This window comes from Methylobacterium fujisawaense, from assembly GCF_039619325.1.
In the GTDB taxonomy this organism is placed as follows: Bacteria; Pseudomonadota; Alphaproteobacteria; order Rhizobiales; family Beijerinckiaceae; genus Methylobacterium; species Methylobacterium fujisawaense.
Window position 1 is genome coordinate 2,439,483 of the sequence record NZ_CP155000.1, and the last position, 14,874, is coordinate 2,454,356.

General features: G+C 70.4%; 11 protein-coding genes and 1 pseudogene. 6 read left to right on the plus strand and 6 right to left on the minus strand.

The window, feature by feature from the left end:
- Nucleotides 1-88 precede the first annotated feature (88 nt).
- A complete protein-coding gene (gene flhA / locus ABC766_RS11540; RefSeq protein ID WP_043350527.1) occupies nucleotides 89-2,236 on the plus strand; it encodes a flagellar biosynthesis protein FlhA in 2,148 nt (715 codons plus the stop codon).
- Nucleotides 2,237-2,464: 228 nt separating this feature from the next.
- Here the strand turns inward: flhA and ABC766_RS11545 are convergent, their stop codons facing one another.
- The 3 genes from ABC766_RS11545 to fliI form a co-directional block, all read right to left on the minus strand.
- Nucleotides 2,465-3,538: a lysylphosphatidylglycerol synthase domain-containing protein gene (locus ABC766_RS11545; protein ID WP_043350518.1), complete on the minus strand. Its 1,074-nt coding sequence runs from the start codon at nucleotides 3,536-3,538 to the stop codon at nucleotides 2,465-2,467.
- Between the two features lie 143 nt (nucleotides 3,539-3,681).
- Nucleotides 3,682-4,089 carry a flagellar export protein FliJ gene (fliJ, locus tag ABC766_RS11550; protein ID WP_012322462.1) on the minus strand — a complete coding sequence of 136 codons (408 nt, stop codon included), beginning with the start codon at nucleotides 4,087-4,089 and terminating at the stop codon, nucleotides 3,682-3,684.
- 150 nt (nucleotides 4,090-4,239) lie between these two features.
- The gene (fliI, locus tag ABC766_RS11555) at nucleotides 4,240-5,592 is read right to left on the minus strand and encodes a flagellar protein export ATPase FliI (RefSeq protein WP_043381683.1); all 1,353 of its coding nucleotides are present in this window, start codon (nucleotides 5,590-5,592) and stop codon (nucleotides 4,240-4,242) included.
- Nucleotides 5,593-6,011: 419 nt separating this feature from the next.
- Here fliI and ctrA point away from each other — a divergent pair, with 419 nt between their 5' ends.
- Nucleotides 6,012-6,713, plus strand: coding sequence for a response regulator transcription factor CtrA (gene ctrA, locus ABC766_RS11560; RefSeq protein WP_010683835.1), 702 nt, complete (start codon nucleotides 6,012-6,014; stop codon nucleotides 6,711-6,713).
- Nucleotides 6,714-6,889: 176 nt separating this feature from the next.
- Here the strand turns inward: ctrA and ABC766_RS11565 are convergent, their stop codons facing one another.
- Together ABC766_RS11565 and cysS are read right to left on the minus strand one after the other, a co-directional pair.
- A complete protein-coding gene (locus ABC766_RS11565) occupies nucleotides 6,890-7,657 on the minus strand; it encodes a trypsin-like serine protease (RefSeq protein ID WP_342145340.1) in 768 nt (255 codons plus the stop codon).
- Between the two features lie 119 nt (nucleotides 7,658-7,776).
- Nucleotides 7,777-9,174 carry a cysteine--tRNA ligase gene (cysS, locus tag ABC766_RS11570; RefSeq protein WP_345822292.1) on the minus strand — a complete coding sequence of 466 codons (1,398 nt, stop codon included), beginning with the start codon at nucleotides 9,172-9,174 and terminating at the stop codon, nucleotides 7,777-7,779.
- 310 nt (nucleotides 9,175-9,484) lie between these two features.
- On the opposite strand from cysS, the gene ABC766_RS11575 reads away from it, so the two are divergent.
- Nucleotides 9,485-9,832 (plus strand): hypothetical protein, encoded by a 348-nt coding sequence (locus ABC766_RS11575; RefSeq protein ID WP_043350520.1) that lies wholly within the window; start codon nucleotides 9,485-9,487, stop codon nucleotides 9,830-9,832.
- 37 nt (nucleotides 9,833-9,869) lie between these two features.
- Here the strand turns inward: ABC766_RS11575 and ABC766_RS11580 are convergent, their stop codons facing one another.
- Nucleotides 9,870-10,382, minus strand: coding sequence for a CreA family protein (locus ABC766_RS11580; RefSeq protein ID WP_043350523.1), 513 nt, complete (start codon nucleotides 10,380-10,382; stop codon nucleotides 9,870-9,872).
- Nucleotides 10,383-10,541: 159 nt separating this feature from the next.
- On the opposite strand from ABC766_RS11580, the gene ABC766_RS11585 reads away from it, so the two are divergent.
- The 3 genes and pseudogenes from ABC766_RS11585 (at nucleotide 10,542) to ABC766_RS11595 (ending at nucleotide 14,800) form a co-directional block, all read left to right on the plus strand.
- Nucleotides 10,542-11,594 (plus strand): DUF2865 domain-containing protein, encoded by a 1,053-nt coding sequence (locus ABC766_RS11585; protein ID WP_345822293.1) that lies wholly within the window; start codon nucleotides 10,542-10,544, stop codon nucleotides 11,592-11,594.
- A gap of 78 nt (nucleotides 11,595-11,672) precedes the next feature.
- A pseudogene (locus ABC766_RS11590) lies at nucleotides 11,673-13,812 on the plus strand (OmpA family protein).
- A 211-nt stretch (nucleotides 13,813-14,023) separates the two neighbouring features.
- On the plus strand, nucleotides 14,024-14,800 hold the full coding sequence (locus ABC766_RS11595) for a class I SAM-dependent methyltransferase (protein ID WP_345822294.1): 777 nt from the start codon (nucleotides 14,024-14,026) through the stop codon (nucleotides 14,798-14,800).
- Nucleotides 14,801-14,874 lie beyond the last annotated feature (74 nt).

Genomic DNA, 14,874 nt, shown 5'->3' on the forward strand with positions numbered 1-14,874 from the left:
CATCTTAACGCCGCGCTAACCATCCACCCGGCAGATCTTGCCGAGCGCTCCCCGGCCCGTCCGAGGGGAACGGCGACGGATGGAATCGATGGCAGAAGCGGCGAGCGCGCCGGCACAGGCGGGCGTCACGACGGTCCTCGGCCAGCTCACATTGCCGACGCGCGGCGACCTCCACGCGCTGTCCAAGCGGTCGGACCTGCTGTTCGCCACAGGCGTGCTGGGGATCCTGGCGGTCCTCATCTTCCCGCTGCCGGCGGTCCTGCTCGACCTGCTCCTGGCGGTCTCGATCATCATGTCGGTGCTGATCATGATGACCGGCCTGTCCATCGACAACCCGCTAGAATTTACCGTTTTCCCGACGTTGCTGCTCATCGCCACGATGCTGCGGCTCGCCCTGAATCTCGCCTCGACCCGCCTGATCCTCGGGCACGGACACGAGGGCACCGCCGCCGCGGGTCACGTCATCGAGGCGTTCGGCCATTTCGTCATGGGCGGCAACTTCGTGATCGGGATCATCGTGTTCGCGATCCTGATCATCGTGAACTTCGTGGTGATCACGAAGGGCTCGGGCCGCATCGCCGAGGTCGCGGCCCGCTTCACCCTCGACGCGATGCCCGGAAAGCAGATGGCCATCGACGCCGATCTCTCGGCCGGCCTCATTGACGAGAAGGCCGCGAAGGCCCGGCGGGCGGCGCTGGAAGAGGAATCGTCGTTCTTCGGCGCCATGGACGGTGCCTCGAAATTCGTCCGCGGCGACGCCGTGGCGGCCCTGCTGATCACCTTCATCAACGTCGTCGGCGGCATCATCATCGGGGTGGCGCAGCAGGGCATGAGCTTCGGCGACGCCGCCAAGAGCTACACGCTGCTGACCATCGGCGACGGTCTCGCGAGCCAGGTCCCGGCCCTGATCGTCTCGACGGCGGCGGGCCTGCTGGTCTCCAAGGCCGGTGTGCGGGGCGCGGCCGACAAGGCCCTCGGCAAGCAGCTCGCCCATTACCCCAAGGCGCTGGGCATGTCGGCGGCCGTGATGCTGCTGATCGCGCTCCTGCCCGGCATGCCGATGCTGCCCTTCGTGCTGCTCGGCGGCGGCGCCGGCTACGCCGCGTGGCGCATCAACAAGACCGCCAAGCTGGCCCCGCCCCTCGACGCCCAGGGCGTACCGATGGATGCGGCCGCGGTGGCGGCCGCGGCCGCCCCCAAGGAGGAGACGGTCACCGACCTCCTGAAGCTCGACGACCTCAAGCTGGAGATGGGCTACGCGCTCCTGGCGCTCGTCAACGGCGAAGGGCAGGACCGGCTCACCGACCAGATCAAGGCCCTGCGCCGCCAGCTCGCGGCGGAACTGGGCTTCGTGATGCCGTCGGTGCGCATCCTCGACAACGTCCAGCTCGACGCCAACGCCTACGTGGTGCGGGTGAAGGAGATCGAGGCCGGCACCGGCCGGATCTTCCCCGGTCAGTTCATGGCGATGGATCCGATGGGCGGCCAGGTCCAGCTGCCGGGCCAGCACATGCTGGAGCCGACCTTCGGCCTGCCGGCCACCTGGATCGACGCGGCCCTGCGCGACCAAGCCCAGTTGAAGGGCTACACCGTGGTGGATGCCGCAACCGTGGTGTCGACCCATCTCACCGAGGTCATCAAGGCCCACGTCTCCGAGCTCCTCAACCATGTCGAGGTCTCGAAGCTGCTGCGCGAGCTGTCCAAGGAGCACGCCGACCTGCTGAAGGAGATCGTCCCCTCGCAGATCTCGACCACCGGCATCCAGCGCGTGCTGCAGTTCCTGCTCGCCGAACGGGTCTCGATCCGCGATCTCGGCGCGATCGTGGAGGCGATCGCCGAAGTGGCGGGCGGGGTGAAGAACCCCCGGGACGTGGTTGAGCACGTCCGCGCCAGACTCGGCCGGCAGATCTGCGCGCAGTACCAGGACCAGAACGGGATGCTGCCGATCATCACCCTCTCGCCGGCCTGGGAGCAGGCGTTCATGGAATCGATCGTGGGCGAGCGCGACGAGCGCTACCTCGCGATGCAGCCCTCGAAGCTCAGCGAGTTCGTCAATGCGGTGCGCGACCGCTTCGAGATGGCGGCGCGCCAGGGCGAGATGCCGGTCCTCGTGACCTCGGCGCAGACGCGGCCGTTCGTCCGCTCGATCATCGAGCGCTTCCGCCGGGAGACACCGGTGATGAGCCAGGCCGAGATCCATCCGCGGGCGCGTCTGCGGACGGTGAATTCGATCTGAGCGCGGGCGCTCGCCTGCGACCGGACGGATCGCGGCCCCTGGATGTCGGCGTCGGGCTCCGGAACGCCCGGCGGATCATCGCCTCAGGCCGAACGCGGGAGCCCGTTGCACCCCGCGCGGAGACCGGCCTCAGAAGGGTGAGGCCCGCACGACAGTGCTTCGTGCGCCGACTTCCCAAACCGGACGCGAGCCGCGACGGCGCCCCTTGAAGGAATTCCCTAGGGCGAGTCAGATCGCCTTCTGCTTGAGCTCCCGCTCCATCTCATGGGCGTCGAGGCCAGGGGCGGTGACCGGCGGTTCCGGCACGACGGTCGCCTTCGGTCCGTTCGCTGGGGTGCCGATCGCCGCGGCCAGACGCGAGCGTTCGAATGCGATCACCACGATCACCGAGATCAGCGCCGGAAGCCAGAAATAGAAGACGCGGAACACCAGCAGCGCGGCGACGACGGCGTTCTTACGCGCCTCGTCGGTCTCCGCGATGTTCATGGCGGTGAGGAAGACGATCTCGAAGACGCCAAGGCCGCCGGGCGCGTGCGAGGCGAGCGCCACCGAGAAGGAGGCCAGGAAGATCGCCAGGACGGGGATGAAGCCCGGATTGACCGCGTCCGGCAGGGCAAAATAGATGATCCCGGCCGCCCCCAGAAGCTCCAGCGGTGCCGCCGCGAGCTGGCGCAGCATGATCCCCGGGCGCGGGTATTCGAGCTTGAATTTCCGCAGGCTGATCGGCGGCAGCCGCAGAAGCGAACCGGCGACGTAGAGGGCGACGAAAGCCAGCATCCCGATGCCGACGGCGACGGCCGTACTCGGATTGGTCAGGATCGCCGGGAGCTTGTCCTGCAGGCGGGCCAGCAGATGCGGATCGTAAACCAGCGTGAAGCCGCCGAGCAGCACCGTCCCGAGGAAGAACGTGAAGGAGCACAGCGCCACCAGAACGGCGACCTGCGCCGCCGACAGGCCCTTGGCCGTGTAGGCGCGATAGCGGACCAGGGCGCCGGAGAAGACCGAGGCGCCGATATTGTGCGAGAGGGCGTAGGTCGTGAAGGAGCAGAGCGAGACGAACAGCCACGAGATGTGGCGCACGCCCAGATGCAGGAGCGCGATCCGGTCGTACCAGGCGAGCGCCGCATAGGCGACCAGGGTCGAGAAGGCCGCCAGCAGGATCCGGTGCGGCGGGATCGCGAGCACCGCGGCCCAGATCGCCGAGAGCGAGGTGGTCTTCAATTCCTGATAGAGGAAGTAGCCCGATACCACGACGGCCGCGAGGCCAATCATGGGCCAGATAAACTCGCTGATCTTCTTCATGAACACCGACGCCCTGGGGAGAGCCCCTGATGCGCCGGCACGCGACGCGCTGCAAGCGGCATGTCACCGCCGCGATCCCCCTTGTCAGGTGATCGTGACGGTTTCGTGCCGCGGGAGCCTGCCGATCGGTCCGTCGGCCGGGCTCAGCCCCGGGCGCGGTTCAGGCCGATCCCGTCCATGGCGGCTTGGTCCCGAGCCGATTCGGCCGCGCGCTCGGCGGTCCGCTCGCGGTCGTTCAGGATCTCGACCTTCTTCAGTTCCTCGAAAGCCTCGCCCAGCTCGGCCTTCGCCTCGGCGAGCTGACCCTCGAGAGCCTGGGCGGACTGAATCATGTTGTCCCGGCGCGTCGCCGCCGCGCGGGCATAGGTCGGGTAGGCGAAGTGACCGACATCGGTGATTCCGGCCCGGGCCTCCTCGACGGCGACCTCGCGATCGAGCTCCACCGCCATGCGCTGGAAGTCGGCCATCATCATCTCGATCTGGGTCACGCGCCGGCGCTTCTCATCGACCTGGAAGCGGCGCAGGCGGATCAGCGTGTCACGCGATTTCATTAGGACGCTCACTCCACGCAACGCTTGAGGCCGCGCCCGGGATCACGCCCGGACCGTGCCCATGTGCGAGCCTGCCCACGGCAGCCTCGCCCGGATCCCCCACCTGCACCATGTGGTTCGCCGAAGCGTCGCCGCCCCGAGGCATGGTGCCTAGGCCCCGCCGATGATCTCGGTGAGCCGTGCGTAACCATCGCCGATGGACGTTGCTTCTTCCTTACCCTGCCCCAGAAAAGCCTCAAGATACGGCATGAGCGCCACGGCCTCGTCGACCTCCTGGGAGGACCCGGCCCGGTAGGCGCCGAGGCGGATCAACTCCTCCATATCGGCATAGGTGGACAGCACCCGCCGCGCCCGCCGGACCACCGGCAGGTAGGCCGGATCGCACGAGCGCGGCATGGTCCGCGAGACCGAGCGCAGCACGTTGATCGCCGGGTAGCGCCCGCGCTCCGCGATGGCGCGCTCCATGACGATGTGACCGTCGAGGATGCCGCGCACCGCGTCGGCCACGGGCTCGTTGTGGTCGTCGCCCTCCACCAGGACGGTGAACAGGGCCGAGATCGTCCCCTGCCCCACGCCGGGGCCGGCCCGCTCGAGCAGGCGCGGCAGCTCCGAGAAGACGGTCGGCGTATAGCCCTTGGCGGTCGGCGGCTCGCCGGCGGCAAGGCCGATGTCGCGCTGGGCCATGGCGAATCGTGTGATCGAGTCGATCATGCACAGGACCTTGGCACCCCGGTCGCGAAAATACTCGGCCACCGATAGGGTCATGTAGGCCGCGTTCCGGCGCATCAGCGCCGGCTCGTCGGACGTCGCTACCACCACGATCGAGCGGGCGAGGCCGGCGGCTCCGAGGTCGTCCTGAAGAAATTCCTGGACCTCGCGGCCGCGCTCGCCCACGAGGCCGATCACCGCCACGTCGGCGGCGGTGTAGCGGGCCAGCATCGACAGCAGCACCGACTTGCCGACGCCCGACCCGGCGAAGATGCCCATCCGCTGGCCGGCGCACATCGTCAGGAAGGTGTTGATGCACCGGACGCCGAGATCCAGCGGCCCGCCCACCCGCGTGCGGGCGTGGGCGGGCGGCGGGTCCGCGCGCAGGGGATAGACGTCGGGCCCGTGCGCCAGGGGGCCGAGCCCGTCGACCGGCCGCCCGAGGGCGTCGATCACCCGGCCGAGCCATGCGTCGGACGGCCGGATCGCGCCGGCCGATTCGTCGCGGACGTAGGCGGGGCAGCCGCGCCGCACGCCCTCGAGCGAGCCGAACGGCATGGCGAGCGCCCGGTCGCCCTGGAAGCCGATGACTTCGCAGGGCACCAGCCCGTGGCCGTTGGCGCCCTCGACATCGACCCGTCCCCCGAGCCGCATCGCCGCCACCGGCCCGGCGACCTCGACCAGCAGGCCGCGGATCGCCACGACCCGGCCGAACGTCTCCAGCACCTCGATCCGCTCCAGGGCGGCCTGCGCCGACGCGAGGGAAGCTACGGATCTTGCCGGATCCTGTGTCATCGGCCTGGCTCTCAACGCTTCGTTTACCGGCCTCCTTAACACTGCGGGTCACGGGCTCGTAGCGGCTCGATCCGGGTGGCGGCTTCGGCCGCGCCCGACGAAGTCGTACCGGTGTGTCCCATGGACAACAGCGGGGATCGGATCGTTACGGAGGAAGTACTTACGCCGAAGGGGGCGAGCGGCCTGGACGCGGGTGGATCGGAATCGGGGTCGGGGCGAGACCGGGGAAACGCTGTTTCTCCTGTCAAGCTCGCGGAACTTCGAACGGGACGCTTGCGGGCAGGAATCAGGTTTTGTTAACGATTAATCCATAGCGTTCCACGTCAAGAGCGACGGAGCGCCCGTCCACAGGCCGGTGGCGGGCGAACGATAGGGACGTGTCTGCGCGCTGATGCGGCCGGCGGGGCTGGGGACCGACGATGCGGGTACTTTTGATCGAGGACGACAGCGCGACCGCGCAGAGCATCGAGCTGATGCTCAAGTCCGAGAATTTCAACACCTACACCACCGACCTCGGGGAAGAGGGTGTCGATCTCGGTAAGCTCTACGACTACGACATCATCCTCCTCGATCTGAACCTGCCCGACATGTCGGGTTACGAGGTGCTGCGCTCGCTGCGCGTGGCGAAGGTGAAGACGCCGATCCTGATCCTCTCCGGCATGGCCGGCATCGAGGACAAGGTGAAGGGTCTGGGCTTCGGCGCCGACGACTACCTCACCAAGCCGTTCCACAAGGACGAGCTGGTGGCGCGCATCCACGCCATCGTGCGCCGCTCGAAGGGCCACGCCCAGTCGGTCATCACCACCGGCGACCTGATCGTGAATCTCGATCAGAAGACCGTCGAGGTCGGCGGTGCCCGGGTGCATCTGACCGGCAAGGAGTACCAGATGCTGGAACTCCTTTCTCTGCGGAAGGGCACGACGCTCACCAAGGAGATGTTCCTCAACCATCTCTACGGCGGCATGGACGAGCCCGAGCTCAAGATCATCGACGTGTTCATCTGCAAGCTGCGCAAGAAGCTCGCCAATGCCAGCCAGGGCAAGAACTACATCGAGACCGTCTGGGGCCGCGGCTACGTGCTGCGCGAGCCGATGGACGGCGAGGAGCGCATGGCGGTCTGATCCGCCCGGCGCATCGTCTTCCGAAAAACCCCGTGCGGCCCGGCCGCGCGGGGTTTTCGCGTTTCGAAGGGGCTCCTCCGCGACGGCATCGCCGACGCAGCGCAGGGACACCGGGCCGCGCGACCGTGGCGGGCGTGGCGCAGGCCGGATCCTCCGGCTTGCGATGGACGCTACGCTCACCGCATCCCGGTCGCGGAGAAGACCTGTGCGGCCGGCGCGATCACCACGTAGCCGCCGCAGGGCGCGGCCCGGCTGATTACCGCACTGGCCACGCCCCAGATGTAGGTGCCGCGACGATCCTGCGCGACGACCGGGCCTCCGGAATCACCGAAGCAGACCCGGGCGCCGTTGGCCCGGGCGATGGTGAGCCCGGTATTGCTGGCCGCAATCGGCGTCAGCGTGGCGGTGCGCAGGCGTCCGACGGTGCGGCCGGACAGGCCGGCGCCCGCGATCCGCAGGCTCTTCGGGACCCGCCCGGGATCCGCCGCCAGCGGCACGGGCCGCCGGTCGCGCACCGGCTCGGTCAGGCGGAGCACCGCGAGATCGAGGGAGAGATCGGACAGACTGACGCCCGACGCCTCGTTCGGCAGCATCTCCCCCGGATCGGGACTGTAGCGGGCGGCGACCCGCGCCCCGTAGACCGGCCGCGCCGGCTCGCTGCCGCGGAAGAAGACCACCAGCGCGCCGAGCGGATCGCCGTTCACGCAATGGGCCGCCGTCAGCACGAGATCCGGAGCGATGAGCACACCGCTACAGCGGGTCAGGCGCAGCGCCTCCTCGGGCTGGGTGATCGTGCCGATCGCGACGGTGGCCTGCGCCAGGGCATCCCGCCCCGCGGCCGCCCCGCCGTCGATGGCGACGGCCGGCCCCGACAGCCCCAATCCGAATGCCAGGGCCGATGCGGCGGCGGCGCAGCGCGCCCCGATGGTCGCGAAGATGGTCACGTGCTGCTCTTCCCCGGCGCGAGCCCCCGGACCACAGATGCCGCGCACGCCGCATCGCGCAAGCGGGCGCGAGGACGCGGCCGCCGTGACATCCGTGTCGTCGGCGGCCAGCTCAGCAATCAGCGCGCCACCGTCCAGGTGGTGGTGCCGTCCTTGTTGTCCTTCACGGCGACGCCCATCGCGGCGAGGGCATCGCGCGCCCGGTCGGAGGCGGCCCAGTCCTTCGCGGCCCGCGCGGCGCGGCGCTCGGCGATCAGCGCCTCGACCGCCGCGACGTCCACGCCGGACGCAGCAACCTGAGCCTGCTCGCGGTCGCTGCGGGTGCTGGCGAGGAAACCGAAGAGGTTCGCACCGGCGCGCAACGCGCCGGGCTGCGTCTCCGCGCTGCTCGCGAGCCGGTGCAGCTCGTTGATTGCCGCCGGCGTGTTGAGGTCGTCGCAGAGGGCCTCGACCACCCCGGCGGGGACGTCGGACGCGGCGGGCGCATCGCCGGCGGCGTTGTACCAGCGGTCGAGCACGCGGCTCGATTCCTCCAGGCCGCGCAAGGTCCAGTCGATCGGCTGCCGGTACTGGGTCTTGAGCATGGTGAGGCGCACGACCTCGCCCGGCCAGTCGTTCAGCACGTCGCGGATGGTGATGAAGTTGCCGAGCGACTTCGACATCTTCTCCCCCTCCACCTGGAGGAAGCCGTTGTGCAGCCAGACGTTGGCCATGACCGGCGTGCCGAAGCAGCAGCGCGACTGCGCCACCTCGTTCTCGTGGTGGGGGAAGATCAGGTCGATGCCGCCCGCGTGGATGTCGAAGGTCCGGCCGAGATGCTTGGCCGACATGGCCGAGCACTCGATGTGCCAGCCCGGCCGCCCCGCCGCCGCGATCCCCGCGGGCGACGGCCAGGACGGCTCGCCGGGCTTGGCGGGCTTCCACAGGACGAAATCGAGGGGCGAGCGCTTGTAGGGGGCGACCTCGACCCGGGCGCCCGCCTCCATCTCGTCGAGCGGCCGCTTCGACAGGCCGCCGTAATCCGGCATCGACGGGACGTCGAACAGCACGTGGTCCTCCGCCACGTAGGCGTGGCCGGCCCGGACCAGCGCCTCGATCATCGTCACCATCTCGGCGATGTGATCGGTGGCGCGGGGCTCGACGAAGCGGGGCCGCTCGCCCGGCACGTTGACGTCCTCCGGCATGAGCACGCCGAGGTCGCGCACGTCCCGGTGGAACTGCGCCAGCGTCCCGTCGGTGAGTTCGCGGATGGTGATGCCGCGCTCGGCCGCCCGGGCGTTGATCTTGTCGTCCACGTCGGTGACGTTGCGCGCGTAGGTGACGTGCCCCGGCCCGTAGAGGTGGCGCAGCAGCCGGAACAGCAGGTCGAAGACGATGATCGGCCGGGCATTGCCGATATGGGCGGCGTCGTAGACGGTCGGGCCGCAGGCGTAGAGGCGGACATGCTGCGGATCGATCGGCGCAAAGGCTTCCTTGGCGCCGGTCAGCGTGTTGTAGAGCCGCAACATCGGCGCCATGAAACCCATCCCCATTCCGGCGCCGCGGCCTGATCCCGGCGCCGCGCCGGCGCCGGAAAACCGGCCCTGCCGTCAACGACCTGCGGGCCCCGCGCGGCGAAGAACGGCCGAAACGTGGCGGATCCGGAAGGCCCGCCACGGCACCCTGTTGCATCGCGGCGACGGCGCGGCCCGCGCGATGGGGCTAACCCAAAAGCGTGAGGAATTCGAGATGGCCTGCGCGCCCTGCGCGTAAGGCTTCCTTAACCGCGCCGTCGGACCGTCCGGGGCACGATCCTCACGCCACAGATCCTGTGCCCAAGGACAATTCATGCGACGCTCGGCCGCCGGTTCCCTCGCCCTCGTCACCGTTCTTGCCTGCGCAGGCCTGACGCATGTCGCGCTGGCCGGCACCGACGGCGAGACGCCTGCGAAGGCGCCCGCCCGCGTCGAGAAGACCTTCCTGATCCCGTCCAGCGATGGCTACGGCGTCGGCGAATGCCTGACCACGCCGGGCAGCGCCTGCGGCCAAGTCGTCGCCAACGCGTGGTGCGAGGCGCAGGGCTACGCGGCCGCCAATTCCTACGGCGTGGCCGCCGCCGACGAATATACCGGCGCGATCAGCCAGCCGGTCCCGACGCCGTCCGAGCGCCCGATCCGGATCACCTGCCAGGACTGAGCCGGCCAGGGCCGGCCCAGTCGGCAGGGCGCTCCGCTCACTTCATGAAGTCGGCGCATTTCTGCGCCGGTTCGGTGCCCCAGGGCGCCAGCGGCACGGCCGAGGTCGAATTCTTCGGCGAGCCCTGGATGACCTTGTCCGAATAGACCATGTAGATCAGCGTATTGCGCTTCGCGTCGCAGCCGCGGACGATCTGCATCGACTTGAAGATCAGCGACCGACGCTCGCTGAACACGACTTCACCCTGGCTGAGCTTGCCCTTGAAGGCGATCGGCCCGGTCTGGCGGCAGGCCAGCGAGATGTCCGAGACGTCCTCGGCGAGGCCCAGCGTGCCCTTGATCCCGCCCTTCTCGGGCTGGGTGTACCAGCAGGCGACCCCCGAGACTGCCGGATCGTCCACGCCGTAGACCACGAGTTTGTCGTTGGGGGTCAGCGGCCGCCAGACCGTCGACTTGTCGAAAATGCGATCCGGCTCCTGCGCCGAGGCCGGACCGGCTGCGGCCAAGCCCACGGCCAACAGCCCGACATAGGTGAGACTCCGAAACAACATCACTGGCCAATTCCCCCTCACGCTTGCCGGCCGGATGTAGGAGGGGTGTCGCGGTCTTGCGAGGGGGCGTAGAATGGCTCCGCTTCGGTTCCGAAGCGCGGATGCGCGCGGGCCTGGATTCTCCGGATCGCCGCGCACCCGATCAACGCGATGCAGCCTATGCCTCACCGCCCGATCGTCCGTACGTTCGGCCGCCTCGTCCTGAGCGCGGCCATAGCCCTCGGACTGTCCTATCCCCTCGCCACCGCCGCGCGCGCGCAGGATGCGGCTCCCAGCCCGCCGCCGACCGAGGCACGGCCGGCGCCGCAACTGCCGTCACCGCAGTGCCGGCGGTACCGGGCGGAGCTGGCCTCGCTCCAGAACGGCGCCAGCACGACGCGCGCCCTGAACGACGAGATCGGGCGGCTCGAGGCCTATTTCCGCGGCCTCAACTGCGAGGGCGGCAAGTTCCTGTTCTTCGACACGCGACCGCCACAATGCGGGGCGGTGGAGCAGCGGATCCGCGCCCTCAAGGCCACCTATGGCGGCGCCGTGATCGACGACAGCGGCGCCCGGAAGCGTGAGCTCCAGGGGCTCGTCGCCTCCACCTGCCCGCCGCGCGAGACCTATGCCGGCTCCGGCGAGGCCTATGCCCGGGGCGGCCCGCAGACGGTCTGCGTGCGCACCTGCGACGGCGGTTTCTTCCCCCTGAAGAACCTGCCTGAGGGACGCGGCGGTGCCGACGAGATGTGCCAGGCCCTGTGCCCGGGGACCGAGGCGCAGGCCTATTCGATGCCGTATGGCGACGATGCCCTGAAGCACGCCGCCACGGTGAAAGGCAGCCGCGCCTATGCGAGCCTCGCCAACGCCTTCAAGTTTCGCAAGGAATTCGTTCCGAACTGCTCGTGCAAGCCGGAGGGCAAGAGCTGGGCCCAGTCCCTGGTGAAGGCCGAGAGCATGCTCGTTCGGCACAAGGGCGACATCTTCGTCACGCCGATGCAGGCCGAGGCGCTGTCCCGGCCGAAGGTGCGCCTCACCTTGGTGGGACGGGCCGACCGGACCGCGGCCGAACTCGCCGCCGATGTGGCCGGTCGCGCCGGGGTCGACACGAAGGCTGGCCTGACACCGGAGGAACCCGGAAAGGCCGAGCCGGCGGCGGCGAAACCCGATCACGTTGCCGTGCGCATCATCGCGCCGGACGTCGTCGCTGTCCCCAAGCGCCTCACGCCCTGAGACCTCCCCCGCCCGCGCGCGGGGGAACCAAATGCCGCGTTCCGGGTTCGGGTCGGCCTGAACCGACATGGGACCGCGATGCGTCTGCTCCGCCTGATCCTCCTCACCGGCACAGTGCTGCCGGCCCTCACGCTCATGCAGCCCGCCGGAGCCGAGCCGGGCCGGTTCCACCTCGCACAAGGTGGACCGGAGGAGCGCGGCCCCCGCGGCGGCGAGCCGCCACACGGCGGACCGCGCCCGGAGCGGCCGCCGCAGGAGCGGCCCGGCCCGCAGCCGGGTCCGCCGGCTGGACGTGAACGCCCCGAGCCCCGACCGGAACCCCGACCGGAGCGCGCCGCGCCGCCGCCGCGCGAGCGGCCGGAACCGCCGGCCCAGCGTGCACCGCAGGCTGAGCAGCCTCAGCGGGAGCGCGGGCCTGAGCGCCGTCCCGAGCCGCCGGCATCGCGCCCTCCGGCACAGGACCGGCAGCAGGAGCGCCAGGATCGGCAGCAGGAGCGCCAAGAGCGGCAGCAGGAGCAGCGCCAGCCGGATCAGCGCCAGCAGGAGCGCCGGGAGCAGCAGCCGGATCGTCCGGATCGCGGGCCTCAGGACCGCGCAGCGCCCGGGCGGCCCGGCCCGGAGCGGCAACAGGGGCCGGATCGGGACCAGGGTCCTGCTCCTCAGCCGAAGCCGGAGCGGCCGCCGGCACCGCCGCAGCAGCGTCAGGCACCGGACCGCGATCGCGCGGCCCCGGAGACGCCCCCGAACCGTCCCGCACAGCGCGACGCCACACCCGACCGTGGGCCTCCCGGCCAGCGACCGGCCGGTCAAGGCGGCCCCGATGCGCGCCCGCAGGCGCCCAATGCGACGCCGGACGGGCCCGGCAGGCCGTCCCAGCGTCTGGATGCCCAGCCCGAGAACCGTCCGCAGCCGAATGCCGGCCCCGGCGCAGAGCCCGGCCGGCCGGGCTCGCCCAACACGGCTCCGGGGGTCCCGGGACGGCCGTTCCAGCCTCAGGGAGGCCAACCCGAAGGGCGTGGGCAGCCCCAGCCGAACGGCGCGCCCGGCGCCGAGCCGGGACGACCGCTCCCGCCCAACATGGCCCCGGGCGTCCCGGGCCGCCCGTTCGTGCCGCCGGGACAGGGCGCGGCACCAGGACAGGCTCCGCCCCCCGGAGGCGTGCCGTCGGGACCGCCGCCGGTGGGTGGCCCTGGCCGGCCGGCAGATCCCGGCCCCGGCGCCTTCAACCGGCCGGGCCAGCCGGGCTACGTCCCCGGCGGCTTTCGGCAGAACGACACGGTGCGCGATTTCGAGCAGGTCCGCAGCGACCGCCGCGAATTCGTCGAGGATGGCCGGACCTACTACCGGGAGCCGGGCCGCATCATCGTGCGGGATCGCGACAACTACCTGATCCGCCACGACGAGAACGAGCGCTTCCGCGACCCTCGACCCGCGCGGCTACCGGTTCGAGCGTCGGGGCGCCGAATTCTACAGCTACGTCGCGTGGTCCGGCGGCGGCCAGATCGTCACCGTCACGGACGATGACGGCCGGCTGCTGCGCCGCTACAGCCGCTACCCCGACGGTCGGGAGGTCGTCCTGATCGACAACAGCTATTCCGGCCCGCTGCGCCCGATCTACGAGGACGTGGTTGCGCTGCCGCCGCCCGACATTCGAATCCCGCGGGACCGCTACATCGTGGACTACGCCCAGGCCGACGAGGCGGAGGTCTACGAGGCGCTGACGGCACCGCCGGTTGTCCCTGTCGAACGCCGCTACACCCTCGATCAGATCCGCTACAGCCCGGACCTCCGCGCCCGTCTGCGCTCGGTCGACATCAACACGATCACCTTCGATACCGGCTCGTTCACCGTGACGCCGGATCAGGCGGCCAAGCTGTCGGTGATCGCCGCGGCCATGAACCGCGCGATCCAGGCCAATCCGCGGGAGGTCTTCCTGATCGAGGGCTTCACCGACGCGGTCGGCTCCGACATCGACAATCTCTCGCTGTCGGATCGGCGTGCCCAATCGGTGGCGACCGTGCTCACGGAGCAATTCCGGGTGCCGCCGGGCAATCTCACCACCCAGGGCTACGGCGAGCAGTATCTCAAGGTGAACACGCAGGGCCCATCGCGGGAGAACCGCCGGGTCGTGGTCCAGCGGATCACGCCGCTGCTGCAGCAGGGTCCGGATCAGGGACAGGCAGCGCCTCCGCCTCCGCCGGCGCAGCCGCCGCGCTGAGTCGATCGCCGCGCAGATTTGCCCTGCGCGGCGCTCCACGGTCCGGGGCGCTGCCCTGCCTCGGGGCAGGTGGCAGAGGTGGACGGGAGACCACCCGGTCGGATGGAACGGCGTGGTGCCGATCCCAGGCAGCCTGTACGGTCGCCTCTGATCGTCGCCTTGCGGCTGTGCCACCGCCCGCCGCGCGCGATCCGAACCAGGAGATCCGCCCATGAGCGCGCGCAGCCACGCCCGACATGTCGTCGACCAGTTCGGCGCGCAGGCCTCCGCCTACGTGACCAGCGCCGTGCACGCGGCGGGCGCCGACCTCGACCGGATCGGCGTTCTGCTGCGCGCGCGGCCGGGTGCCCAGGTCCTCGACCTCGGCTGCGGCGGCGGCCATGTCGCCTTCACGGCCGCCGCCGCCGGCGCCGCCGTCACGGCCTACGATCTGTCGGCGGAGATGCTGGCAGCGGTCTCCGCCGAGGCGTCCCGGCGGGGTCTCGACCGGATCCAAACCCGGCAGGGCGGCGCCGAGACCCTGCCCTTCCCAGACGCGATCTTCGACGCGGTGCTGACCCGCTACAGCGCCCACCACTGGCGCGACGTCCCGGCGGCGCTGGCCGAGGCGCGGCGGGTGCTGCGGCCGGACGGCCTGCTCGTCGTCAGCGATATCGTCGCTCCGGAGGATCCGCTGCTCGACACGCACCTGCAGGCCGTGGAGCTGCTGCGCGACCCCTCGCACGTGCGCGACTACCGGGTTTCGGAATGGCGCGCCCTTTTGGAAGCGGCCGGGTTCGAGCCCGGCGCCGTGATGGCGAGCCGGCCGCGCATGGACTTCGCCAGCTGGATCGCCCGGATGCGCACGCCGGAGATCCATGTCGCGGCGATCCGCGCCCTCCAGGCTGCGGCGCCCGCCGAAGTCACCGCCCATTTCGGCATCGAGGCCGATGGCAGCTTCCTGCTCGACGCCGCACTGATCGAGGCGACCCCGAGGCTTGGCCGTTGAACGGTCGCGGACACATCCCCATGTTGCAGGACCGCGCCACCAGAGGAAGCCGTCCCCGCCCAGCGGGGTCCCGG